This is a genomic window from Tersicoccus sp. Bi-70 (genome assembly GCF_001968825.1).
GTDB lineage: Bacteria > Actinomycetota > Actinomycetes > Actinomycetales > Micrococcaceae > Tersicoccus.
Genome location: NZ_MIEU01000002.1, coordinates 401404 through 425703, shown reverse-complemented (window position 1 = coordinate 425703; position 24300 = coordinate 401404). Strand labels below are relative to the sequence as shown.

Below are 24300 nucleotides of genomic sequence, written 5' to 3'. Positions count from 1 at the left end.
CGATGAGCGGTCTCGATGTCGGGCCTGACACGCTGGCGGCGCTGCGCGCGTTGAAGCGGGCGATCGAACGCGAGACCACGTCAGCACGAGTGAGCGATACACCGGCGCCGTCGCCTGGGCCCCTCACGGCGGGTTCAGCGCCCAGATCGATTGCTCACTACGCCGCAGTGAATGGTGTGGACGAACAATTCCTGATCGCGGCGTTCGCTGCGCAGGGCACGACACTCGAGCCGGGCGGGATGATTCCGCCGCATCTCGTGACGAGCACCCGGGCCTACATCGAGCGACGCTTTCGCACCATCATGCGGGAGAACCGGAACACGTCGCTCCTGCAGACGGAGGCGCCGAGTGAAGCACCCGTCCCTGCGCGACACGGCGATGAGGTGACGACCGAACGACTCCGGGCTCCGTCCACGTCGCGTGCCACGTGGTTGGCACCGATCACGCCTGCCGTCACCAGACAACGGCCGCGGTCCACGCCGACACCGCGGGCGTCCCAGGCCGAGCGCAGCCGGGTTGCCCAGCCGACGTCGCAGCGAAGGCCCCTCGGCTCACCCCAAGGCAGCGAATCGCGTTCGTGGCTCGACGACGACATCGCGCCCGGTCGGCGGTTGATCCTCGAACGAGATCTCCAGGTTGCTGAGGCTGCCGCCCCCGCGCGAAGTCATCGCACTGCGCCGCTGCCTGGCGAGGACGACGGCCCGCATGCGCTACTCGCCCGCGAACTCCGGGAAGACCTGACGCCCGTGCGGTTCGCCCGATTCGCGGACAGCCTGGCCACCGCATTGCTCGCGTCGATGAATCACGAACGGTTGACATCCCGGTCCTCCGGTAGAGCCCCGCGGACGGCTTAGTCCACAAGCTTCCTGTCGTGCGTGCGGGAGCTGTACTGCATCTTCCTCCTCGACCGCGGCGGAGTCCTGGTTCACGAGAACGTGCGACGGAACGTCCGCCGTCCTTCATCTCCGTCGGACCTGCGGCGTCTACAACGAATCCTCGCGGCAGTACCCCGGTGCGTGATCCTCGAAAGGTCAAGCGCCACTTCGTCGGGTGGAGCCCCGACGACGCGTCCTTCACCGTGTTCGCCTTCGACGACCTCACGTCGTGGGCCAGCGTCAGTGTTTCCGCGGAGCCATCAATGCCCGCGATCCGTAGCGTCACGACGGCGGATCACGATGACTGCCGCTACTTGCTCCATCTCCTCGGCGAGGTGAGGACGGCACTCCGAGGATCGTCGCCCGCGTCTCGGCGGGAGACGACATACGCATCGGCAGGCGCTAAGCTGTCCCGCCCCGCCGACCTCCTTTCGATGGCGGACGACGCGTCACGGACTCGATACGTGAAGACGGCAGCGTGGATCGTCCCGGGTGAGAATTGTGGACGGCGAACCAGAACTAGCCCCGCTGGATCACGCCGGTACGAAGCGCCGACATCGCGTCAGGACCCATCTCCGTCGAATCCAGGGACCGGACGGTGAGTACACCGTTCAAGTCGAGGAGCATGAGCGTGGCAGGGTGATGACCGACCCGGTGCTCCAGTCCTTCGCTGTCTCGATCGTTCGAGATCGGTAACCGCAGCTTCCGCGTCGCAGCCGGTATTGCCACGGCGGGGCGAACCGGGCGCCAGGAATTTGACTGCACTCGGCCAGGATGCTCAGGTCAGAGATACCGCGGCAGCACCCTCGCAAAGTTGTCTCCGGTGGCCACCAACCACTCGACGAGCTCCTCAACCTGCGCCTCGTCTCGGAAGTCACCCGGTCGATTAATGACCAGCTTCGAAGCCTTACGATCCGGTTTGTCGTCCCACTCGAGGGACAACCCGAGATCAGCCTCGATCGCGTCGCGGCGGGCGAGCAGCTTGGCGTACAGCTCCTTGTCACGGTCGATGTAGAAGATCGTGCTCACCTGGTCCTTCTGCGAATTGACCAACAACGAGACCACGCCCCGCGGGTGTCCGATGTAGACGTCGTACCAGTGTTGTGGCTGCGGGTTTCGCCAGGCGCTGATGTGCTGGGCGTTTGCTTGCCCGTAGGCACGCACACGCTCGAAGAAGTCCCGCTGTGCACCCTTGACGGACACGCGCGGGCTGCTCCCGCTGTTGCCGTTCAGCTTCTGGCGGCGTGACGCCAGGGCTTCCTCGTCGACGTCGAGACCGGCCGATTCCGCCAACTCCTCGGCTCCGATGAATCGCTCGGGGTCGGCACGTCCTCCGGCATCGAAGCGGAGGCCTTCTGATTCGAGGAACACCCGCGGGTCGTCGGTCCGCCCGGGGTCGGCCCAACGGAAGCCGGGCGAAATGGTCCCGCCGCTCTGCAGCACCCGCCAGGCATTCGCCAAGGGGTAGTTGGCGACCATCGCGGCCAGCGGCTGTGGCCACGTGCCGGCGACCAGGGCCACGTCACCGTACGTCGTCCAGCGACCCGCGGGAATCTCGGCGAGAATCGCCGCGACAGTAGCTCGGAGCGCGGACGGCTCGTCGCCGACCGCGACGACGGTTTCATCCGGCCCGGGCCAGAGCTGAATGATCTTCTCCGCCAGTTCGTCGCTGCGGTTGTTGATCTCGTCCACGCCCCACCTCGGGTGCGAGGCGATCGCCTGGTTCATGAACAAGCCGCTCTTCGCAAGCTGTTCCCGCTTCTTCTCGAAGGGCTTGTTGCTGAGCTCACTGTTGTAGCCGCTCAGGGTGAGGTTGCCCAGCGTGTGGACGATGCGCTCGTGTTCGTAGGCGATGTCGACGTCGTCGTCGAACGCCTCGGCGAAAGCCTCCCGAACAGGATCGGACAACGTCTGGGGAAGGACGTGCTCAATGGTGAGATGTTTGGGGTCGAGGTCGATGATCTCCTTGGGGCGATATGACTCCTCGAGCCACTGCAGGATCAGCTTCTTCTGCGTGGTACGGCCTTGCCAGTAGAACGCGACGTTTCGGGCGGCCTCTCGGATCTGGCTGTCGGTCGCGAAGTACTTGCGGCCGCGCGACAGGTAATCGCGCAGGGCGACGTCGATCTTGTCAGCGTCGGTGATGGCGCCGACGGCCTGAAGCAGGGTTCGAGTCAAGGTCGACGTGGCGCGACCGATGACGATGCGGCGGACGAAGTAGGACTCCAGGTAGGACAGCGCGCGTTCGACCTCCTCGTTCGTCGCCGTACCGGCCGCTCGTCTGGCGAGAATCTGCATCACCACCGGGTAGGCGGTCGTGGAGCCCCAGGCCCTGATCCGGGTGAGGCGTCGACGAACTCCGGCGTGTGACTCACCGGATGGTTCGAGGATCGTGGCGAGCAGGCCGCCCAGCGTGGCGACACGAACGACTTCGGTTTCGATCTCGTCGACGCTGCTGAACCTGTCCAGCCTCTGCTGTTGCCCCACGTAGGTGTCCGACTGCTTCGCCCGTTCGTCGCGCTGAGCGAGGTCGAGCCAGAACAGAAGCTCGAGTTCTTGCGGATCGAGTTGCTGCTCGAGCGGCAGCCAGACGTTGTGGTAGACCGCGTCAGCGTGGTCACCGAGTCGCATGAAGAGGTAGTTCTTGAGCAGGTCGCTCTGTGTCAGCTTCAGGCCGGTGTTGTTGAGGGACTCGAAGATCCGGTGGACGTTGTCGGACGGCTCGGCCGTGACGACGACGAGTCCGAGCCCGCGCACGACGGCGGATTCCAGCAGCTGAAGATCGACCGGACCATCTGGGTCGTCCGCTGCAGCGGCGATCTTGGAGCGAAAGAAGCGGTACGCGTTGCCGATCTCGTCCTCGCCGCCGGCCTGTGGCGTCCGATTCAGTACCGCCTGGTAGGAGGAACGATTCGCCTGCGTGGGCATGACCTTCAACGGCTTGCGCTGGTCGAAGACGTTGATCAGGTACTGGGCGTTGATTGCTTCGGCTCGCTCACCGGCTCCTGACTCGATCAGGTGATCACGCAGGGCAGCCAGGAGGAGCGTGAGGGTGGTCAGACGCTGCTGGCCGTCAACGACGAGAAACTTGTTGATCCCGACGGCACCGGCATCATCACTTCTCGCGAGCACGAGGGAACCGATGAAGTGGGAAGCCCGAGGGTTGTCGCTGCGGGAGCGCGCCAGTTCGGCGACGTCCTCCCAGAGCTGACTCAGTTGCTTCTTCCTCCACGAGTAGACGCGCTGGTAGAGCGGAACCTGGTACTGCTTCTTGCCCTCCAGGATTCCTTCGAGAGTCCCGTGATCCGCCCGCACCATGTTGTCTCCCCTGACGTCATGCCTGGTACTCGTTCGTGACCGAGCCTACGTGCCTCGACCCACGTCAGAGGGCACCCCCTACCCCTTCACCGGCACCCGCGCCGCCTCCTGCAGCAGCGGATCCGTGACGATCACCGTCGTCGGGCCTTGTCCGATGTCGAAGGCGACGGTGCCGCGGGTCTTGTCCCCCACCGGCACTTCTCCGCTGCCGAGCTGACCGTCGGCGCCGAGGAACGCGTTGACCTTGCGGCCCTGCGCGTCCTTGGCCGCGAAGTACAGCGGGTTGGCCGACGTCGTGCCCTTCTCCGTCTCCCACAGCACGTCGAGCACGAGGTAGCCGCCGTTGGTGGGCGTGGACGCGAACTGCGAGATCGCGCCGGTGGTGTACTTCGCCGACACGATGGTGATGCGGGCGACGTTGCCGTTCCCCATGTCGGCCGTGAACGGATTGCCGACGACCGGCCCTGCAGGTGCTGCAGGCTTCGGAGCGGCGACCGACGCCGGCGCGGAACCGGCGGACCCCGAGGACGGCGCCGTGCCGGCGTCCGACGTGGTGGCTCCGCACCCGGCGAGCCCGACGGCGAGGGCGAACCCGGTAGCGGCGAGCCAGAGCCGGCGAAACGAGGTGGTGCTCATGGTGGTCTCCTTGGTGGTGATGGGGCTGGTGAGGGTGGTGTTCACTGCTTCTCCCACGAGCCGCAGCGCTGGGTCTGGAAGTCCTGTCCGACGGCGAGGGCGACGGACGGGCGTCCTCCGCCGGGCAGGTCGTTCTGCAGGATGTTCTCGCCGTTGGAGCCGGTCGCGGTGATCTCCCAGTAGCAGGTGCTGTCGACAGCCGCGGTGGCCCGGTAGGTGCCCGGTTCGATGTCCGTGCCGACCGTCCAGGCCCCGTCGCTCACGGTGTTGGCGGCCTTGGTCTGCTCGGTCTTCGTGACGGCGTCCTCCCGCTTCTTCACCGCCGCGGCATCGGTCTTGACCTTGCCCTCGGCCTGCGTGACGGCGGCCTCCCGTTTGGTGACGTCGTCCTCCCGCCCCTCGATGCCGTTCTTGAGAAACAGGTAGTCGTTGTTGACCGTCTCGTAGTCGGACCTCACCTGGTCCCGCTCGGTGCGCGCCTGGTCCCGCTCGGCCTCGACCCCCTGCTTGTCGCGGGCGAGGCCCTGGTACTGCTCCGTGGTGGTGGGATCGGCGCCGGCGACACCGATGCCCGCACCGCCGATCAGGCCGGCCGTCAACCCGAGGAGCACTCCGCCGGTACCGATCCACACCGCTCGCGACGGCCGACGTCGGCGCTTCGGCTCCGTGCTGCGGTGGTCCTGCTCGTCCTCGGGCGCGTCGGCCTGCTCGGTGACGGCCGGCTCGACGGCGGCCGAGTTGGTGGCCCACGGGCCGGGGTTCGGATACGGATCCATGGTGTGCTCCTGCAGGGCGATCGGTGTGACAGGTGGCCGGCGACGGCGGGACCGTCCCCCTCGCTCTCGGTCCCGCCGTGCCGCGACACCTCGAACCGGCGTCGCAGCACAGACGCTAGGAGTGGCCGTCGCACCGGTACCGGTTGGCGGCTGATAAGGGTGGTTATCGGACGACGACCGGCGTTGTCACTGCACGCCGATACGCTGCTGCGGTGAGCAACGGCAGCCTGACCAGCGGAGAGGAACGCGGGATGACGACGAGTCCCGCCGCCCTGTCCCTGTCGCTGGCCGACATCGCCGCGCTGGCCCGGGTGCAGCGACCCGTCGTCACCACGTGGCGCAGCCGGAGCCGTGCAACCGCTCACTCGTTCCCGGAGTCCGTGGACACGACGGGCGGGCAGGAGCGGTTCGCCGTCGACGACGTCGTCGCCTGGCTCACCGCGACCGGCCGGGGCAACAACCCGGATGCGGCCACCGAGGCTGTCCTGCACGCCGAGCCGGACGGCCCGGCGGAGAGTCGGCGACGGCACGCGGACACGCTGACCGCACTCCTGACCCTGAGCGCGGCACGCGGCGAGAGGCTGTCGGGCCTCTCGCGAGGGGAGCTGATCGACGCTGCCGACGCCGAGGATCCCGATGACGAGTGCCTGTACCGGGAGATCGCTGCGATCGAGGACGACGACGTGGCCGCCTGGCTGTCCCTTGCGGACCGTACCGCGGACGCCGCCTGGAACGCGGCCGCCGCCGTCGAGCGACTGATCACCGATCCGAATCGGCCGCTCGGCGCCGACCGGGCTCCCACCGCGCTGATCGCACCGGCGAAAGATGTAGTGGCCGCGCTCGTCGTCGAGCTCGCGGCGTCGCAGGGGCAGGATGGGAACACTCCGGTCCTGGCTGACCGGACGCCGGGCGGCAGCGACGCGGTGCCCTCGGTGCTGGAGCGCGCGGAGGGCGCCGTGCACCCGGTGGTCCGCCTGGAGGCCGACAAGTCCGACGCCGGTCGTCTCCTGCGTCGCCGGTTGAGCGCTCAGCATCGCGCCTGGACAACGTGGCACCGCACCGGGACGGCCGCCACCCTGCACCTGCTGCAGCTCGCCTCGACGGTGGACGCGCGAGGTGCGTTCCACGTGCTCGCGGACATCCTCCTCGAGCTTACCGATGCCGATCGCGGGCTGGTCCTCGGGCCGGCATCCCTGCTGGTCGACGCCGTGAACGCCAAGGACACGAGCCGACGTGCCGACCTGCTCCGCACCGGCCGGGTGCGCTGCATCGTTCGCCTGCCGACCGGGTTGCTGCCGGCCCGGTCCCGCGAAGCGCTGGCTCTGTGGGTGCTCGGACCGGCGACGTCGTGGCCGAACAGCGAGGACCAGTTCACGCTGGTCGTCGACCTGGCCGGCCGGCAGCTCGACGACGTCGTCATCGGCGACCTGGTGTCCGATGTCGCCGCAACAGTCGCCGGCGCTCACGGAGAGCGAGATCAGTTCGCGGCCCGGGCGTTCCGCTTCGGTCGACTCGTGCCGACCCGCACGCTCGTCGCCACCAGCGGAGCGCTGATTACCGGTCACCGGTCATTACCGGCGACCTCGCACTCAACCGACTACGCACTGGACGTCGACCGGCTGCTCGACGCCGTCCGCACTCCCCTGCCCGGGCTGGACGCCATCGACGTTGCCGTGGCCGACGGAGACGTCCCGTCGGCTCCCATGGCGACCGTCGACGCGCTCATGGCCGCCGGCCGCCTCCGCTGCCTGGCGGGGACACGGCTCGCGGTGGATGCCGACGCCGAGGCCGGCACGCGGGTGATCGGCGCACACGACATTGGTCGCGAGGACGGCCGCCGTCACGTCGACCTCATCGCCTTCACCCGCGCCCACCCGGCCGCACGACTGACCGAGCCCGGCGACGTCGTCTTCACCACCACCCCGCAACCTGCCGCCGCCGTCGACGTGGAGGGCGGAGCCGTCGTCGCCTTCCCCGAGCGGATCCTCCGCATCGACGCCGCCGACCCCGGCGGCCTCAACCCCGCCGTCCTCGCCGCGGACATCGCCGCACAGCACGCCGGTGACCGGCGCTGGCAGCAGTGGCGGGTCCACCGGGTGAGCGACGCGGACTCCGCCGCCCTCGCCGCGACGCTCGCCCGCGTAGAAGCCGCCCGCCAGGAGACTCAGCAACGCCTCGCCGACCTGCGGGAACTCACCCGCGCCCTCATCGCCGGCGTCTCCGCCGGGTCCCTTAATCTGAATCCAGACCCCAACCCGGAACGGACAAACTGAATGCCGCGCAAGGCCGTCATGGACGCGACCGTGAACACCGCGTCCACCATGAAAGAGCTCAAGGACACCCTGTGGAAGGCCTCGGACAAGCTGCGCGGCTCCATGGACGCCTCCCAGTACAAGGACGTGATCCTCGGGCTCGTGTTCCTCAAGTACGTCTCGGACGCGTTCGAGGAGCGGCGGCAGCAGATCCACGACGAGCTGGCCGCCGACGGCATGAGCGAGAACAACATCGCCCAGTTCGTCGAGGACACCGACGAGTACACCGGCAACGGTGTGTTCTGGGTGCCGGAGACCGCGCGGTGGGAGTACCTGGCGGAGAACGCCAAGGGCCGCCCCGCGATCGACGGGCAGGCGCCGCAGTTGATCGGTGAGCTGATCGACGGGGCGATGGAGCACATCATGGCCTCCAACCCGACCCTTGCCGGGACGCTGCCGCGCATCTTCAACCGGGACAACGTGGACCAACGGCGCCTGGGCGAGCTGATCGACCTCTTCAACTCAGCGAAGTTCACCGGCCAGGGCGTGAGCCGGGCGCGGGACCTGCTCGGTGAGGTGTACGAGTACTTCCTCGAGAAGTTCGCCCGTGCGGAGGGCAAGCGGGGTGGCGAGTTCTACACGCCGGCGAGCGTGGTGCGGGTACTGGTCGAGGTGCTCGAGCCGACGCGCGGCCGGGTGTACGACCCGTGCTGCGGGTCCGGCGGCATGTTCGTGCAGACGGAGAAGTTCCTCGATGCGCATCACGAGGACCGGACGGCGATCTCCGTGTTCGGGCAGGAGCTGAACGAGCGCACCTGGCGGATGGCGAAGATGAACCTCGCCATCCACGGGCTGAGCGCGAACCTGGCGTCCCGCTGGGGTGACACCTTCGCTAGGGACCAGCACCCGGAGCTGCAGGCCGACTTCGTGATGGCGAACCCGCCGTTCAACATCAAGGACTGGGCGCGCTCGGAGTCGGACCCGCGGTGGGCCTACGGGGTGCCGCCGAAAAACAACGCCAACTACGCGTGGATGCAGCACATCATCGCCAAGCTTGCGCCGGGCGGCTCGGCCGGCGTCGTGATGGCCAATGGATCGATGTCGTCCAACTCGGGCGGCGAGGGCGCGATCCGGGCACAGCTGGTCGAGGCGGATCTGGTCTCCTGCATGGTGGCGCTGCCGACCCAGCTGTTCCGCTCGACCGGCATCCCGGTGTGCGTGTGGTTCTTCGCCAAGGACAAGTCGGCCGGCGCGCGGGGTGCGGTGGACCGGACCGGTCAGGTGCTGTTCATCGACGCCCGGAACCTCGGGTACATGGTGGACCGGGCCGAACGGTCACTGTCCGACGACGACATCGCCCGGATTGCCTCGGCCTACCACGCGTGGCGGGGGACTTCCTCGGCGGAGGGTGCTGCCTACGACGACGAACCGGGCTTCTGCTACTCGGCCTCGCTGGCGGAGATCAAGGCCGCCGACTACGCGCTGACGCCGGGCCGGTACGTCGGCGCGGCGGAGGTGGCCGACGACGGCGAGCCGATCGAGGAGAAAATCGCGCGCCTGACGACGGAGCTGTACGCTCAGTTCGACGAGTCGGAGCGCCTGGCGGCCGTCGTGCGGGAGCAGCTGGGGAGAGTGTCGTGAGTGAGTGGACGCCGCTCACGTGGGCGGATCTCGGGATGACGTTCGACGGTCCGCACGCCACTCCGGTGCGCGTCGACGAGGGGCCGTATTTTCTCAACATCTCAAGCCTGAATAGCGGGCGCCTCGATCTAGGCCTCTCCGACCACGTCTCCGAAGAGCACTTCGCGCAGTGGACGCGACGAGTGACTCCGAAGACCGACGATCTCTTGTTCTCTTACGAGACACGTCTGGGCGAAGCCGCACTAATGCCTGCCGACACCCGCGCCTGCCTCGGTCGCCGAATGGCGCTTCTGCGGATCGATCAAAGTGTCGCGGACCCGAGATTCCTCCTCTACTACTACCTGTCTCCGAGCTTCCAAGACGTCATCAAGAGGGAGACGATTCACGGTGCGACGGTCGAGCGCATCAGCCTCTCAACGATGGGCGCTTGGCCGGTGAGCCTTCCGCCACTCGCGGAGCAACGAGCCATCGCCGAGGTGCTGGGCGCGCTCGACGACAAGATCGCCGCAAACGGCAAGGTCGCGGGAACCCTCCTCGATCTGCTCTCCGCAAAGGTCGCGCAGGCGATGGCACATGGTTCAGACACTTCTCATCTCGGAGACATCGCCTCATTTCACAACCGGCTGAGGGTGCCACTGTCGTCCCGAGACCGTGAAACTCGAACGGGCTCGGTGCCCTACTACGGGGCGGCGGGCCAGCTCGACACGGTCGACACTCACCTCTTCGACATGCCGCTGACCTTGGTCGGGGAAGACGGTTCTGTAGTCAACGACGACGGCAGTCCGGTGACCCAGTACGTCTGGGGCCCGTCGTGGGTAAACAACCATGCCCACGTTCTCACCGGAAAAGCGCTGTCCACCGAACTGCTCTTCGTTCTCCTTCGAGGCTCGAAGGTTCAGGATCTTGTGACCGGTGCGGTACAGCCGAAGCTGAGCATGGGCGCTCTGAAGCGGTTGTCATTGCGCCTCCCCGGCCCGGCCCACCTGCCCCGAGTGGAAGCATCAGCGTCTTCCCACATGGCGCTTCATCGTTCAATCGCAGAAGAGAACGCCACCCTCGCCGCCATCCGCGACGCCCTCCTTCCTCAGCTGATGTCGGGGAAGCTTCGCGTTCGGGAGGCCGAGAGGACGGTCGAGGCACTGGTATGACGACACGAGTCCGATGCTGGCTTCTGGCACACTGATCGCACACGTTCGGGGGAATGCACGATGACTGTTCACGCACTGCCTGTCCTGCACGAGGACGACTGGGAGAACGACGCCAAGGAGCACCTGGCCGAACTCGGCTGGAAGCCGCTCGCCGGCGAGCAGATCGCGCCCGGCACCGAGCAGCGCGACCGCTGGGACGACCCGCTGATCCGGCCCCGGCTGCTCGACGCGATGCGCCGGCTCAACCCGGCAGTGCCGATTCAGTACCTGCAGCAGGCGCTGAGCGAGATCGTCACGCCGACCTCGCAGGACGCCATCACCGAGAACGAGCGGATCCACCGGTACCTGGTCGACGGCTACCGGCTCACCTACCTGGACAGCGACGGCGTCGAACTCACCCCGACCATCCGGCTGATCGGCAGCCGCGTCGAGGACAACGAGTGGTTCGTCGTCAACCAGGTGACCCTCCGCAACCGCGACCACCACCGCCGCTTCGACGTCGTCCTCTACTGCAATGGCATGCCGGTCAGCGTCATCGAACTGAAGGACGCCGGCAACCTCTACGCCGACGTCGACGCCGCCCACGCCCAGCTGCGCACCTACCTGCGCGAGTTCCCCATGGCGTTCCGCTTCTGCGTCTTCACGCTGGCCACGGACGGCATCACCGCCAAGTACGGCACCCCGTTCACCCCCCTCAACCACTTCTCCCCGTGGAACGTCGACGACGACGGCAAGCTCATCGAGCCCGGCACGACCCGGGACGGCGAGCCGCTCACCGCGCTCGACACCGCCCTCGACGGGCTCTACAACCAGGAGCGGTTCCTGCAGCTGACGGCCTCCTTCACCGCCTTCGCGGAAAGCGGCGACGGCCTGATCAAGCGGATCGCCAAGCCGCACCAGTACTTCGCCGTCTCCAAGGCCGTCGGCAGTACCATCCAGGCGGTCCGCACCAACGGCAAGGCCGGCGTCGTCTGGCACACCCAGGGTTCGGGCAAGTCCATGGAGATGGAGCTCTACGCCAACGCCGTCGCCCGCCGGCCCGAGCTGAAGAACCCGACCATCGTCGTCGTCACCGACCGGAACGAGCTCGACGGGCAGCTGTTCGAGACCTTCGACCACAGCCTCCTGCTGACCGAGAAGCCGCGACAGATCCAGCGCCGCGCCGACCTGCGGAGCGAGCTGAACAACCGCACGACCGGCGGCATCTACTTCACCACCCTGCAGAAGTTCGGGCTCACCCAGGCCGAGCGCGACGCCGGGCTCGAGCACCCCGTGCTCACCGAGCGGAGCAACGTCATCGTCGTCGTCGACGAGGCGCACCGCTCCCACTACGACGACATCGACGGCTACGCCGCTCACCTGAAACGCGCGCTTCCGAACGCCACACTGATCGCCTTCACCGGCACGCCCATCTCCTTCGACGAGCGGAACACGCGGCAGGTGTTCGGCGACTACATCGACGTCTACGACCTCACCCGCGCGGTCAAGGACGGCGCCACGGTGCCGGTGTCCTTCGAGCCGCGGCTGATCAAGGTCGCCCTCGCGGAGGGGGTCACCGAGGAGGCGCTCGACGCCGCCGCGGACGAGGCCACCGTCGGACTGGACACGACCGAGCGGACCCGGATGGAGCAGAGCGTCGCGGTGCTCAACGCCGTGTACGGGGCGCCGGAGCGGGTGACCGCGCTGGCCGCCGACCTGGTCGCGCACTGGGAGGCGCGGCGCGCGGCGATGCTGCCGTTCATCGGCGGGCCAGGCAAGGCGATGATCGTCGGCGTCACCCGGGAGGTGTGCGCGCGGCTGTACGCGGAGATCGTGAAGCTGCGGCCCGAGTGGCACGCCGACGAGCTGGACCGCGGCGTCATCAAGGTCGTCTACTCGGGCAACGCGACGGACCAGCCGCCGGTGTCCGACCACGTGCGGCGGGACTCGGAGAACGCGACGATCAAGCAGCGGCTGAAAGATCCCGACGACGAGCTGGAGCTGGTGATCGTCAAGGACATGATGCTCACCGGGTTCGACGCCCCGCCGCTGCACACGCTGTACCTGGACCGGCCGCTCAAGGGGGCGCTGCTGATGCAGACCCTCGCGCGCGTCAACCGAACGTTCCGCGGTAAGGAGGACGGGCTGCTCGTGGCGTACGCGCCGTTGGCGGAGAACCTGCATAAGGCGCTGGCCGAGTACACGCCGTCCGATCAGCGGAACAAGCCGGTCGGTCGCAACATCGACGAGGCGGTGGACCTGGCGACCACGCTGGTCACCCAGCTCCGGGAGCTGCTGGCCGGGCACGACTGGCGGTCTGCTGCCGCTCGCGGCGGCCCTCGCGGGTACATCAATGCGATCCTCGGCGCGGTCAACTATCTGCGGTCGCCGTCGACGCCGGGCAATCAAGTGTCCTCCGACGGCAGCGACGGCGACGGCGAGGAGACGCTGGCCGCCCGGTTCCGGAAGCTGGCCGGCCAGCTGTCGCGGGCGTGGGCCCTGGCTTGCGGCCGGGAGACGCTGGCACCCCTGCTCGGCGAGATCAAGGCGTACGAGCAGATGCGCGTGTGGATGGCAAAGTTCGACGCGCAGGAGCGGCAGGACAACGGTCAGCCGGTGCCGGCGGACATCCAGCGGCTGCTTGCGGAGCTGATCGACGACGCGACGGCGACCGGCGAGGTGATGGACATCTACGCGGCGGCCGGACTTCCCAAGCCCACCCTGGATGACCTGACGCCGGAGTTCTTCCGGAAGGCGCAGTCGGCGTCCAACCCGTCGCTGGCGATCGAGGCGCTGCGGAAGCTGGTGTCCGAGGAATCGGCGAAGACGACGCGGAACAACACGATCCGACAGCGGGCGTTCTCGGAGCGGATCACCGAGCTGATGACGAAGTACACCAATCAGCAGCTCAGCTCGGCGGAGATCATCGCGGAGATGCTGGAGCTGGCGCGGGAGGTGCTGCGCGAGGCCGACCGGGGAAACCAGTTCACTCCCCCACTGTCTTGGGACGAGTTGGCGTTCTTCGACGCGGTGTCACAGAACGAGTCGGCGGTGGATGTCCAGGGCGACGGCGTCCTGGCGGACATCGCCCGGGAGCTGGTCGCGGTGATGCGGCGAGACGTGCGAACGGACTGGACCGTGCGCGACGACGTTCGGGCAAAGCTTCGTTCTTCGATCAAGCGGCTGCTCGCCAAGCACGACTACCCGCCGGACAAGACGCCGGAAGCCATCGTGCTGGTGATGGAGCAGATGGAGTCGATGGCGGCGCGGTTTGGGGAGGTGGCGTAGATGGTAGGTGGAGGCCTGGCAGCAATCAATACAAGTACGTTACGGCCGAGAAGAGAAAGTCAGTCCAAATACTATTTATGCTGGTAGCAGCAATCGCGGCTGGATTTAATCACATGAAATCAATCAAGAGAAGCGTCGCAACTAAAGCCTAAGTGCAGATAGGGCGACGCTTGGCTGGGCGACTGATCAAGGCACCATAACGCGCTTCGAAATGAGGGAATAATGAACAATTCACACCCCGATCTTTCCGGGCATGGCGCATACGTTTCGGAAGCGCGGCACAACGCCTCGCCGCTTCGGATCACCACATCAGTGTTCGGCTTGATCTTCACAGTCATCGGAGCCTTCATTGCCTTGGCGATTCTGTTTAGCAAGCCCTATCTCATCCCGTCCACGCCGACCAACGGTTGGTTGAACTTTCTCCTGATCGTCGGTGCGGTGGGGTCGCTAGTGGCGAGCATTGTGCTACTAGCGAAGAAACGGAAGCGACGCGGCGCCACGCCATATCTCACGGCGGGCTTCACGTTCGTTGGCTGTACAGCAGCCCTGCTGCTTCCTTTTCCTCTACGCGGCGGCGCCGGAGCGGTCACTGCGTTCGCCGCTTTCGTTCCGTTCGTACTCAGCATCATCACGATCTTGGTCGAGCGACGCCCCGTTCGAGGCTAAACCAGAAAGCGCGCCGATGGGCAGCGTATTCCCGATCAATTCATTCTCATAACTACGCCTTCAGGCTCCTGCATCACATTGAGTACCGACTGGCGCAACCAATCGGCTGACATGTCGGCGAATCGTGACCTCGGAATGACGATGACACCCACCTGCCGAGACAGGACAGTGTTCACGACCCGAACCATTCGGCCTAATCGCACTTCATACTTCTCCAGGAATAATTGCGACGAAGCTAGTTGCAGTTCGGCGCCCTCCTCCTCGTCTTCAATAATCACCAGACACAGCGATACAGACTTCGCCCTCGGAGGCCGACCTACCCGCTGAACCTGGATTTGCCCTTCGGGAACGTCGCGCGCCGCGATTGCCACAGCGAGCATCGACTCACGAAGTCGCATCGACAATGTCCTTGCACTGAAAAGCTTCAGTTCCAACGCAAAACTTGACCATCGTGAAGGGTCGGCCGCCCGTGCGATGATATCTAGGATAGGAGCATCCGAATCGCCTACTCGCACTCCCTGCTCCACCTGATGCGAATCGGCAAACGCTGCACCGAGGAGCTGTCCCACCTTTAGTTCCGCGTCACGAATGAAAGCTCGGCGAGCACTGTACGGTTCAGCAATTTTAGGCGGCGACACCGTGGGCGCGGTCTGGCGCAATTCACTGGTGGGACTAGTGAGATTCTCCTCGGCAGCTGGTTCTCTGACCAGCCCGTCCTCCTCTCGCGTCTCACGGTCAAGCTTCTTCTCGCGGTCACCTTCCGATGCCTGAGTCGTCTTACCGAGCTCCCGGCGTTGGCGGTACGACTCATCCTCGTCAGCGTCTTGCTTCTTCTGCCGACCACGCCAAGCTGTTAGCCCGTATATCGTAAGCACACAGCCCAAGACAAACAGGACCAACGACGCCCAGGGATATGTATGAATAATCAGTAGATATTGGTCTGCGCGCTCATCGACAGCGACGTCGACTATCTTCGCGGCGGCCGTGCCCGCCGGCGCATCCGGCACGGAGGTGCGTAGCACAAACCACGGAAGCACTACTGACGAAGCAAGAAGTATAAGCCCGACAGACGCGACGAACTTGTAAAAGCTACTAAAGTCGAGCTTCATTGGCCCCAGAGAATCACTCATATTCCCCCACATTCTCGCTCGACGTCGCACAGCCGTCGAGTACATCTTTTATCACCAGCGCTTCGGTGTTGCTGCCGGACGGATAGGGATGACATTTGCATGAGCAATTTCGCTGACGAGCCAGCAGACCACCCATCAAGTGTCGCGGGCCGCACAAAGCTGGGAATCTGTAAGATTACCCGATGCCGTTACGATTCCCTCAACTCGTGTTCGCCGTCGCAAGCTTCTCGGCTTATACCTTTGCTGCTATTCCCTGTTGTAACTTGACGAACTGCGCTAAGACTCGCTATTGAGTTGATCATTTCGCTACAGTCCATCCGGGACGAGACATTCTGAAGCGCTCTGCCGACACGGCCGTAACAATAGGCGAATCAGCTGAGGGAAGGCGTCGAGATACGGTATTCCCCACCTTACCGGGCGGATAATCTTGCTGGGGCCGTCGCCTACAATCAGTTCAGCTGGGCCCTCAGAAGTCCCAGTCCTCGTCCTCCGTCGCCACGGCCTTGCCGATGACGTACGACGAGCCCGAGCCCGAGAAGAAGTCGTGGTTCTCGTCCGCGTTCGGGGAGAGCGCCGAGAGGATCGCCGGGTTCACGTCGGTGACCGTGGACGGGAACATCGCCTCGTAGCCCAGGTTCATCAGCGCCTTGTTGGCGTTGTAGTGCAGGAACTTCTTGACGTCCTCGGAGAGCCCCACCCCGTCGTACAGGGCGTGCGTGTACTGGACCTCGTTCTCGTACAGCTCGAAGAGCAGCTCGAACGTGTAGTCCTTCAGCTCCGCACGCTTCTCCGGCGTCGCGATCTCCAGGCCACGCTGGTACTTGTAGCCGATGTAGTAGCCGTGCACGGCCTCGTCGCGGATGATCAGCCGGATCATGTCCGCCGTGTTCGTCAGCTTCGCCCGCGACGACCAGTACATCGGGAGGTAGAAGCCCGAGTAGAAGAGGAACGACTCCAGCAGCGTCGAGGCCACCTTGCGCTTGAGCGGCTCGTCGCCCTGGTAGTAGTTCATGACGATCTGCGCCTTGCGCTGCAGGAACTCGTTCTCCGTCGACCACCGGAACGCCTCGTCGATGTCCTTGGTCGAGCTCAGCGTCGAGAAGATCGACGAGTAGCTCTTCGCGTGGACCGACTCCATGAACGCGATGTTGGTGTACACCGCCTCCTCGTGCGGGGTGATCGCGTCCGGGATCAGCGACACGGCACCGACGGTGCCCTGGATGGTGTCCAGCAGCGTCAGGCCCGTGAAGACCCGCATGGTCAGCTGCTGCTCCTCCGCGGTGAGGGTGTGCCACGACTGGATGTCGTTGGACACCGGCACCTTCTCGGGCAGCCAGAAGTTGTTGACCAGCCGGTTCCACACCTCGACGTCCTTGTCGTCCTGGATGCGGTTCCAGTTGATCGCCTGGACGTGGTTGACCAGCTTCAGCTTCTCGGGAGACATTGCTTCATTCCTGCCGGGTTGACGTGAGTATCGAATTGGAAGTTACCGGGGAGTCACTACAGCATGCAGCTGACGCAGCCCTCCACCTCGGTTCCCTCGAGGGCCAGCTGGCGCAGGCGGATGTAGTAGATCGTCTTGATGCCCTTGCGCCACGCGTAGATCTGCGCCTTGTTGATGTCGCGGGTGGTGGCCGTGTCCTTGAAGAACAGCGTCAGCGACAGGCCCTGGTCCACGTGCTGCGTGGCGGCCGCGTACGTGTCGATGATCTTCTCGTAGCCGATCTCGTACGCGTCCTGGAAGTACTCCAGGTTGTCGTTGGTCATGTACGGCGCCGGGTAGTACACCCGCCCCAGCTTGCCTTCCTTGCGGATCTCGATCTTCGAGGCCACCGGGTGGATCGACGACGTCGAGTGGTTGATGTAGCTGATCGAGCCGGTCGGCGGCACGGCCTGCAGGTTCTGGTTGTAGATGCCGTGCTCCATGACCGACGCCTTCAGCTCGCGCCAGTCCTCCTGCGTGGGGATGTGCACGTTGGCGAACAGCTCCCGCACGCGACTCGTGGCCGGCACCCACTCCGCCTCGGTGTACTTGTCGAAGAAGACGCCGGACGCGTAGTCCGAGTTCTCGAACCCGCCGAACGCCGTCCCGTGCTCCATCGCCAGCAGGTTGGAGGCCCGCAGCGCGTGGAACAGCACCGAGTAGAAGTAGATGTTGGTGAAGTCCAGGCCCTCCTCGGACCCGTAGTGCACCCGCTCCCGCGCCAGGTAGCCGTGCAGGTTCATCTGGCCGAGCCCGATGGCGTGCGAGGACTTGTTGCCCTCCGCCACCGACGGCACCGAGGAGATGTAGGACATGTCCGACACCGCGGACAGCGCCCGGATGGCCGTCTCGATCGACAGCCCGAAGTCCGCCGAGTCCATCGTCTTCGCGATGTTCATCGACCCCAGGTTGCAGGAGATGTCCTTGCCGACGACGTCGTAGGACAGGTCCTCGTTCAACTCCGACGGCGCCGAGACCTGCAGGATCTCCGAGCACAGGTTGGACATGGTGATCTTGCCGGCGATCGGGTTGGCCTTGTTCACCGTGTCCTCGAACACGATGTACGGGTAGCCGGACTCGAACTGGATCTCCGCCAGGGTCTGGAAGAACTCCCGCGCGCTGATCTTCGTCTTCTTGATCCGCGCGTCGTCGACCATCTCCTCGTACTTCTCGGTGACGTTCACGTCCGAGAAGGGCATGCCGTAGACGCGCTCGACGTCGTACGGGGAGAACAGGTACATGTCCTCGTTGCGCTTGGCCAGCTCGAACGTGATGTCCGGGATGACGACGCCCAGGGACAGGGTCTTGATCCGGATCTTCTCGTCCGCGTTCTCGCGCTTGGTGTCGAGGAACCGGTAGATGTCCGGGTGGTGGGCGTGCAGGTACACCGCGCCGGCACCCTGACGCGCGCCCAGCTGGTTGGCGTAGGAGAAGGAGTCCTCGAGCAGCTTCATCACCGGGATGACGCCGGAGGACTGGTTCTCGATCTGCTTGATCGGCGCCCCGTGCTCGCGGATGTTCGTCAGCGACAGGGCGACGCCGCCGCCGCGCTTGGACAGCTGCAGCGCGGAGTTCACGCCGCGGGCGATCGACTCCATGTTGTCCTCGATGCGCAGCAGGAAGCAGGAGACCAGTTCGCCGCGCTGCGCCTTGCCCGCGTTGAGGAACGTCGGGGTGGCCGGCTGGAAACGGCCGGCGATGATCTCGTCCACGAGGTGCTCGGCGAGGGCCTGGTCACCGCGGGCCAGGGCCATGGCGACCATGCACACCCGGTCCTCGAACCGCTCCAGGTACCGCTTGCCGTCGAACGTCTTGAGCGTGTACGAGGTGTAGTACTTGAACGCCCCGAGGAACGTCTCGAACCGGAACTTCTTCGCGTACGCCCGGTTGTAGAGGGACCGGATGAAGTCCATCGGGTACTGGTCCAGCACCTCGCGCTCGTAGTACTGGTGCTTGACCAGGTAGTCGAGCTTCTCCTCCAGGTCGTGGAAGAAGACGGTGTTGTTGTTGACGTGCTGGAGGAAGTACTGGTGCGCCGCCTCCCGGTCCGCGCCGAACTGGATCTTCCCGTCCGCGTCGTACAGGTTCAGCATCGCGTTCAGCTCGTGGTAGCCGAGCCCCTGGAACGCGGCGGGGATCGCCTTGTCCTCGTGGCCCTTCTCGGGCACCTGGACGTCGCGATCGTCGACGAGGGTCTGCGCGTCTAGCTGTGCGACTGTCGTGTCCAAAACTCTTCCAATCCCTGGGTGACGGCGGCCACGTCGTCGGACGTGCCCATCAGTTCGAAGCGGTACAGCACGGGCACCCGGCACTTCGCGGCGATGATGTCCGCCGCTTCGCCGTAGTGCTCGCCGAAGTTGGTGTTGCCGGCGCCGATGACCCCGCGGATCAGGCGCCGGTTCTGTTCCTGGTTGAGGAACGTGATGACCTGCCGGGGAACCGCCCCGACGCGGACGCTGCCGGCCCCGTAGGTGGGGACGACGAGCACGTACGGTTCGGTGACCAGCAGGGTGGGCTCGGCCGCGCGCAGCGGGAGACGGATGCCGTCGATCCCGAGCCGCTCCACGAACCGGGCCGTGTTGTTGGTGACCGAGGAGAAGTAGACGAGCGACCCGGCCGGCACGCGCGCGTGAGCACGTTCCTCCGCCTGGGCCCGGAAGCGGGCGAAGTCGGCCGCGGTGAGAGTGGCACTGGCCGCGCTCATGCGTTCACCTCGCTCTGCCTGTTGAACTGCTGTCCCTGTCGAATCGTTCTGGTCTGCCGGCGGTGCGTGGTGCACCGCGGCCGTCCCCTCGCCGGTGGTGAGGAGACGGCCGGACGGGTCTTCTCCCCGCGCGCTGACGACGTGGCTCAGGCCACCGAGGAGGCGGAGACGCCGGTCGCGATGGTCGCGATCTTGTCCGGCCGGAAGCCGGACCACGAGTCGTCGTCGGTCACGACCACGGGGGCCTGCAGGTAGCCCATCGCCTTGAGCTCCTCGAGAGCCTGCGGGTCCTGCGAGATGTCCACGCTCTGGTAGACGACGCCCTTCTTGTCGAGCGCCCGGTAGGTGGCGTTGCACTGCACGCACGCCGGCTTGGTGTAGACGGTGACCGCCATGGCCTCTCCCCTTCGATCTCTGCCTTGCTGGTGGGGCTGCATCGGTCCGATCCCCGCTGAGCCGGGCTGGTCCGTAGTCCAGGTCCGGTGGTTCCAGTTCCGGAGGCCCGGAGCTGATCCCTACCTGCTGGTGATGCTTTCCCTCGGTGTACGTCGATACTACATCTAGTGCTCCGCGGTAGGAACGACCCCAAGATGATGTATTGCACGCGTGTCATTCTCTGAACCGGACGTCCACAGGCACCCGCTCGGCGGCAAGCCCGGTTTCCGCGGATTTCCGCCCCATCGGTGGCGGTTGTCCACACCCTGTGGGCGACGTCGTCCCCACTGTCCACACCGGCGTGTCCCGTGCGGTCCGCGTGTCGCGGCGACCAGCACTGGTGCCGACTGCCTACCCGAACCCCTACATCCAGTGAACGTCCGCGCGGTGCCGCCTATGCCCCGGATGAGCCGATTCCGGCGGGTTTCCTCACCACTGTTTCGCGCCGGGAGGCGGCGCGTCGCCGTTCTGCGGGTCGTCCCGCGGGCCGCCCGGCGCACGATCCTGGCTGGCTTCCCGCTGCCGTTGCTCCAGCTCCTGCTGGCGCGGGTCGGTGCCGGGGCCGGGCGTCGGCGACGGTGACGGTGACGCCGTCGGCGTGCCGGGGCCGGGCGAGGGGGTGGCCGTGGGCGGCGGCGAGGACGGTGTCGTCTGCTTCTCCCGCAGCCGCTCCTGTGCCTGCCGCAACTGCTGCCCGGAGTCCGGCGCCTGCTGCTGGTCGGTGAAGCAGTCCTGCGGGGCGTCACCGACGACCCGCTGCGCCTGCTCGTAGAGGGCGCGGGCGTCCGCGGCACGCCCCTGCCCGGTCAGTTCGTCGCCCCGTCTCTCGATGCTGAGCACGAGGTTGACCCGCACGGGACAGTCGTTCACTCCCCCGCCGACCAGTTCCAGCGCCCGGGTGAACTCACGCCGTGCGCTCTCCCAGTCCGAGCGCAGCACGTCCGCGTCGCCGGCGGCCACGTGCGCCTTGTAGGGCTCGACGACGTTGACGACGCCCAGCCGGTCCGCCGCCCCGCCGACACCGCCGGCGTCCTGCCGCTCCCACGCGTCGGCGGCCTGGGCGCCGAACAGCGGCAGGCTGAGCAGCTTCGCGGCGATCAGCAGGGCGATCAGGACGACGGGGGCGGAGAACCACAGCAGGCGGCGGCGCACGCGGCGGCGGCCGATCTCCAGGTCCTCGGCGCTCAGCCAGCGGTCACCGCCGGGTGGGCCGGCCTGCCCACCGTCGAGAGGGGCGCCGTCGAACAGGCCACCGGTCGGCGCCCCGGTCGACGAACCGTCGTGCTCGTGCAGGTCAGCGGGCCGCATCGGTCACCTCCGGTTCCCGTCGCGGGGCCGGCCCACGGGACGGGGCTCCTCGAGACGTGGCTCCCTGGGGCGCGGCTCGTCGAGAACCCGATCCCCCGGAGCCCGGCCCTCGCGATCCGGGCCGTCGGGGGGCGAGCCGCAGCACGTCCGCGCCGAGCAGGTACAGCTCGCGGGCCACCAGGCCGACGGCGGCCGCGGCGAGGATCCAGTACAGCTCGAACCGGCCGGCCACGGAGCCGGCCTGCGCGGCCAGCCGTCCCGGGTCGGTCGCGGTCATGGCGTTCTCGATCGGATCGCCCGCCGACCGGTGGGTGTAGGGGACGCCGAGCTGGTCGGCGACGGTCCGCAGGCGGCCCTCGTCGATCCGGGACAGGGCGTCGACCGGCGGCGTCACCGATCGGTCCTGCACGTACGCCTGCTGACCGGCCACATGCCCCTCGTTGGCCCGCATCCGGCCGCCGGCCGTCGTGCCGTAGCCGAGCACCGCTCCCCCGTCGACGGCGCCGGACGGGACGGTGAACGGCATGGGCGACAGGCCGTCCGTCTGCTCGCCGTCGCCGAGGTAGAAGACGACGCGGGCCCGCTCGGGGTGCGCGGCCCGCGCCCGCTCCAGCTGCTGGGTCAGCAGGGGCGCCGCGACCGTCACCGAGCTGCCCCGCGAGTAGGTGGTCACCTCGGGCCGGAGCACCTCCATCGCCGTCGTCACCGCCGTCGCGTCTCCCGTGAGCGGCAACCGGGTCAGGGCGGAGGAGTCGAAGGTCAGCAGGGAGAACCGGGCGCCGGGCAGGGCGGCGACGAGACGGCCGACGTCCTGCCGCACGCCGTCGAGCCTGGGCTTGGATCCCCCGGCCGCGCCACCGTAATCCTCCGCGACCACGGAGGCGGTGGTGTCGACGACGAAGAACACGTCCAGGTCCGCGGTGGCGTTCTGCGTCGTCCCCGTCCCGGGCACGCCCGGCCGGAACGCCGCCGTCACGACGAGGGCCACGAGCGCGGCCCGCCACAGCCAGGACCGGGCCAGCGGCCGGGCGCCGGCGCGGCGCTCGGCCCACCACCGCCACCCGCAGAACGCGAGCAGCAGCACGCCCAGGACCAGGAGGACGGGGACGGGAAGCACGGGCAGGATCGTCATCGGCGCAGCCTCCAGGCCAGCGGCAGCAGCAGCGCGACGCCGAGCAGGGCGGCGACCAGCACGCCGCCGGGACGGTCCCCGGTGGCCGCCTGCGGCGCCGCCGCCAACGTCGTGGCCTCCCGGGACTGCACGCGGTCGATGATCTGCTCGACGGCGTCACCGCCCGTGCCGCTGTCGTCGATCGCGTAGTAGTCCCCGTCGGTCGACTCGACCGCCTGCTGCATCTGCGCGCTCGACCGGTCCCGGCCGCCGCCGAGCCCGGACTGGGCCGGGTTGAGCCCGTAGACGCGGATCCCGGCGTCCGCGGCCAGGCCGGCGGCCTCGAGGGTCGTGTAGAGCGGACGGCCGGCGAGCCGGTTGTCGGTGGAGAGGATGATCGACCGGGTCCGCGGCTGGCCCTTCTGATCGAAGCTGTTGACGCAGGTGGCCAGGCCGTCGCCGATCAGCGACGATCCGGACCCGGTGAAGGTGCCCGCGAAGAACTCGATGTCGCTCGAGGAGAAGTCGAACGCCTTGCCGGCCGTGGCCAACTGCTCGGCCACGAAGTCGTAGTCGTCGGTGAGCGGGAAGACCTGCACGGCGGAGCTGTTGAAGATGACCATCCCGATCCGCTCGCCGTTGAACCCCCGGGCCAACCGCTCGAACACGTCGACCACCTCGGCGTTGAACGAGAGCATCGACCCGGAGACGTCCATGCACAGGATGATGTCGCGGTTCTTCTTCTGTGGGTCCAGCGCGGACGTCGAGGCCGGGCGCGCGGCAGCGATGCCGAGCGCGACGACGAGGCCGAGCACCAGGGCGAGCGCCAGGGCCAGGGTGAGCCGGTACCGGCGCAGGGCCGCCGCGTATCCGGGCAGGGCGGTCAGCCGCTCGCTGTGCGCGACCGGGACGGCGGCGGCCCGGCGGCGCCGGTGGCGCAGCAGCAGCCAGACCACGACGCCGAGCGCGACGGCGATCAGCAGCAGCATCCACCCCTGGATCAGGGCCACGAGCGCACCACCTCCCGGGCGGCGTCGACGGCGCGCCGCGCGTCGGCGGCCTCGGGCACGCCGAACTCGGCGGGGTAGAGGACGGCGACGGCGTCGGCCACCCCGGCGACCGCGGGGGTGTTCGCAGTGGACGCGGATGACGCGCTGGATGCCTCCTGGGGTGCGGTCGGGAGCGCCCGCAGGTCCGCCAGGGTCATCGTGTGCGTCGAGACGCCGGAGGCCTGGTGGGCGAAGACCCGGACGAGGCGGCTGAGCCGCTGGTGTGCCTGCCGCGCGGTCAGCTCACCGCGATCCACGGCGGCGGCCACCGCGTCGATGCGGGCCAGGTACTCCTGCCGCAGCCGGGGCAGCCCCTGCGCCCCGGGCAGCTGCCACTTCCGGCGGGACCGGCGGGTGCTGACCAGCGCCCACACGTACCAGGCCACGACGGCGGCGAGGATGCCGAGCCCGATCCACAGCCACACGGGCTCGTACGGCAGCGGGCCGTAGAAGCGGCCGCCGTCGTTCACCGCGCCTGCCCCGTCGCGGTCACCGTGCCGA

At 67.1% G+C, this 24300-nt stretch carries 18 protein-coding genes; 6 read left to right on the top strand and 12 right to left on the bottom strand.

Features of this window, described 5'->3' with window-relative positions:
* Positions 1-2 precede the first annotated feature (2 nt).
* Positions 3-854, top strand: a complete 852-nt coding sequence (locus BGP79_RS16285) for a hypothetical protein (protein ID WP_143588265.1) — start codon at positions 3-5, stop codon at positions 852-854.
* An 804-nt stretch (positions 855-1658) separates the two neighbouring features.
* On the opposite strand, the gene BGP79_RS02085 is transcribed toward BGP79_RS16285, so the two are convergent.
* From BGP79_RS02085 to BGP79_RS02075, 3 genes are all read right to left on the bottom strand, one after another.
* Positions 1659-4193, bottom strand: coding sequence for a DUF4268 domain-containing protein (locus tag BGP79_RS02085; RefSeq protein WP_076692980.1), 2535 nt, complete (start codon positions 4191-4193; stop codon positions 1659-1661).
* A 78-nt stretch (positions 4194-4271) separates the two neighbouring features.
* Positions 4272-4874, bottom strand: a complete 603-nt coding sequence (locus tag BGP79_RS02080) for a hypothetical protein (protein WP_076692979.1) — start codon at positions 4872-4874, stop codon at positions 4272-4274.
* Positions 4871-5605, bottom strand: a complete 735-nt coding sequence (locus tag BGP79_RS02075) for a hypothetical protein (RefSeq protein ID WP_076692978.1) — start codon at positions 5603-5605, stop codon at positions 4871-4873. The genes BGP79_RS02080 and BGP79_RS02075 overlap by 4 nt, the downstream gene beginning before the upstream one ends.
* A gap of 212 nt (positions 5606-5817) precedes the next feature.
* Between BGP79_RS02075 and BGP79_RS02070 the strand changes: the two genes are divergently transcribed.
* The 5 genes from BGP79_RS02070 to BGP79_RS02050 all read left to right on the top strand — a co-directional run bounded on the left by BGP79_RS02070 (position 5818) and on the right by BGP79_RS02050 (position 14579).
* On the top strand, positions 5818-7878 hold the full coding sequence (locus BGP79_RS02070) for a hypothetical protein (protein WP_143588264.1): 2061 nt from the start codon (positions 5818-5820) through the stop codon (positions 7876-7878).
* Entirely contained in the window at positions 7879-9498 is a 1620-nt protein-coding gene (locus BGP79_RS02065) for a class I SAM-dependent DNA methyltransferase (RefSeq protein WP_076692977.1), read from the top strand.
* Positions 9495-10646 carry a restriction endonuclease subunit S gene (locus tag BGP79_RS02060; protein WP_076692976.1) on the top strand — a complete coding sequence of 384 codons (1152 nt, stop codon included), beginning with the start codon at positions 9495-9497 and terminating at the stop codon, positions 10644-10646. The genes BGP79_RS02065 and BGP79_RS02060 overlap by 4 nt, the downstream gene beginning before the upstream one ends.
* Before the next feature lie 60 nt (positions 10647-10706).
* Entirely contained in the window at positions 10707-13913 is a 3207-nt protein-coding gene (locus tag BGP79_RS02055; RefSeq protein ID WP_076692975.1) for a type I restriction endonuclease subunit R, read from the top strand.
* A 222-nt stretch (positions 13914-14135) separates the two neighbouring features.
* Entirely contained in the window at positions 14136-14579 is a 444-nt protein-coding gene (locus BGP79_RS02050) for a hypothetical protein (protein WP_143588263.1), read from the top strand.
* A 35-nt stretch (positions 14580-14614) separates the two neighbouring features.
* On the opposite strand, the gene BGP79_RS16280 is transcribed toward BGP79_RS02050, so the two are convergent.
* The 9 genes from BGP79_RS16280 to BGP79_RS02010 form a co-directional block, all read right to left on the bottom strand.
* On the bottom strand, positions 14615-15709 hold the full coding sequence (locus tag BGP79_RS16280) for a hypothetical protein (protein ID WP_143588262.1): 1095 nt from the start codon (positions 15707-15709) through the stop codon (positions 14615-14617).
* 466 nt (positions 15710-16175) lie between these two features.
* Complete coding sequence (gene nrdF / locus BGP79_RS02045) at positions 16176-17153, bottom strand: class 1b ribonucleoside-diphosphate reductase subunit beta (RefSeq protein ID WP_076692973.1); 978 nt, start codon at positions 17151-17153, stop codon at positions 16176-16178.
* 56 nt (positions 17154-17209) lie between these two features.
* Positions 17210-19330: a class 1b ribonucleoside-diphosphate reductase subunit alpha gene (nrdE, locus tag BGP79_RS02040; RefSeq protein ID WP_076693294.1), complete on the bottom strand. Its 2121-nt coding sequence runs from the start codon at positions 19328-19330 to the stop codon at positions 17210-17212.
* Positions 19331-19395: 65 nt separating this feature from the next.
* Positions 19396-19896: a class Ib ribonucleoside-diphosphate reductase assembly flavoprotein NrdI gene (gene nrdI, locus BGP79_RS02035; protein WP_083701469.1), complete on the bottom strand. Its 501-nt coding sequence runs from the start codon at positions 19894-19896 to the stop codon at positions 19396-19398.
* A gap of 146 nt (positions 19897-20042) precedes the next feature.
* Complete coding sequence (gene nrdH / locus BGP79_RS02030) at positions 20043-20291, bottom strand: glutaredoxin-like protein NrdH (RefSeq protein WP_076692972.1); 249 nt, start codon at positions 20289-20291, stop codon at positions 20043-20045.
* A 469-nt stretch (positions 20292-20760) separates the two neighbouring features.
* The gene (locus BGP79_RS02025) at positions 20761-21639 is read right to left on the bottom strand and encodes a hypothetical protein (protein ID WP_083701468.1); all 879 of its coding nucleotides are present in this window, start codon (positions 21637-21639) and stop codon (positions 20761-20763) included.
* Entirely contained in the window at positions 21626-22771 is a 1146-nt protein-coding gene (locus tag BGP79_RS02020) for a VWA domain-containing protein (protein ID WP_076692971.1), read from the bottom strand. The genes BGP79_RS02025 and BGP79_RS02020 overlap by 14 nt, the downstream gene beginning before the upstream one ends.
* Positions 22768-23760, bottom strand: coding sequence for a VWA domain-containing protein (locus tag BGP79_RS02015; RefSeq protein ID WP_083701467.1), 993 nt, complete (start codon positions 23758-23760; stop codon positions 22768-22770). The genes BGP79_RS02020 and BGP79_RS02015 overlap by 4 nt, the downstream gene beginning before the upstream one ends.
* The gene (locus tag BGP79_RS02010) at positions 23751-24269 is read right to left on the bottom strand and encodes a hypothetical protein (protein ID WP_076692970.1); all 519 of its coding nucleotides are present in this window, start codon (positions 24267-24269) and stop codon (positions 23751-23753) included. Before BGP79_RS02010 ends, BGP79_RS02015 begins: the two co-directional genes overlap by 10 nt.
* Positions 24270-24300: the final 31 nt, after the last annotated feature.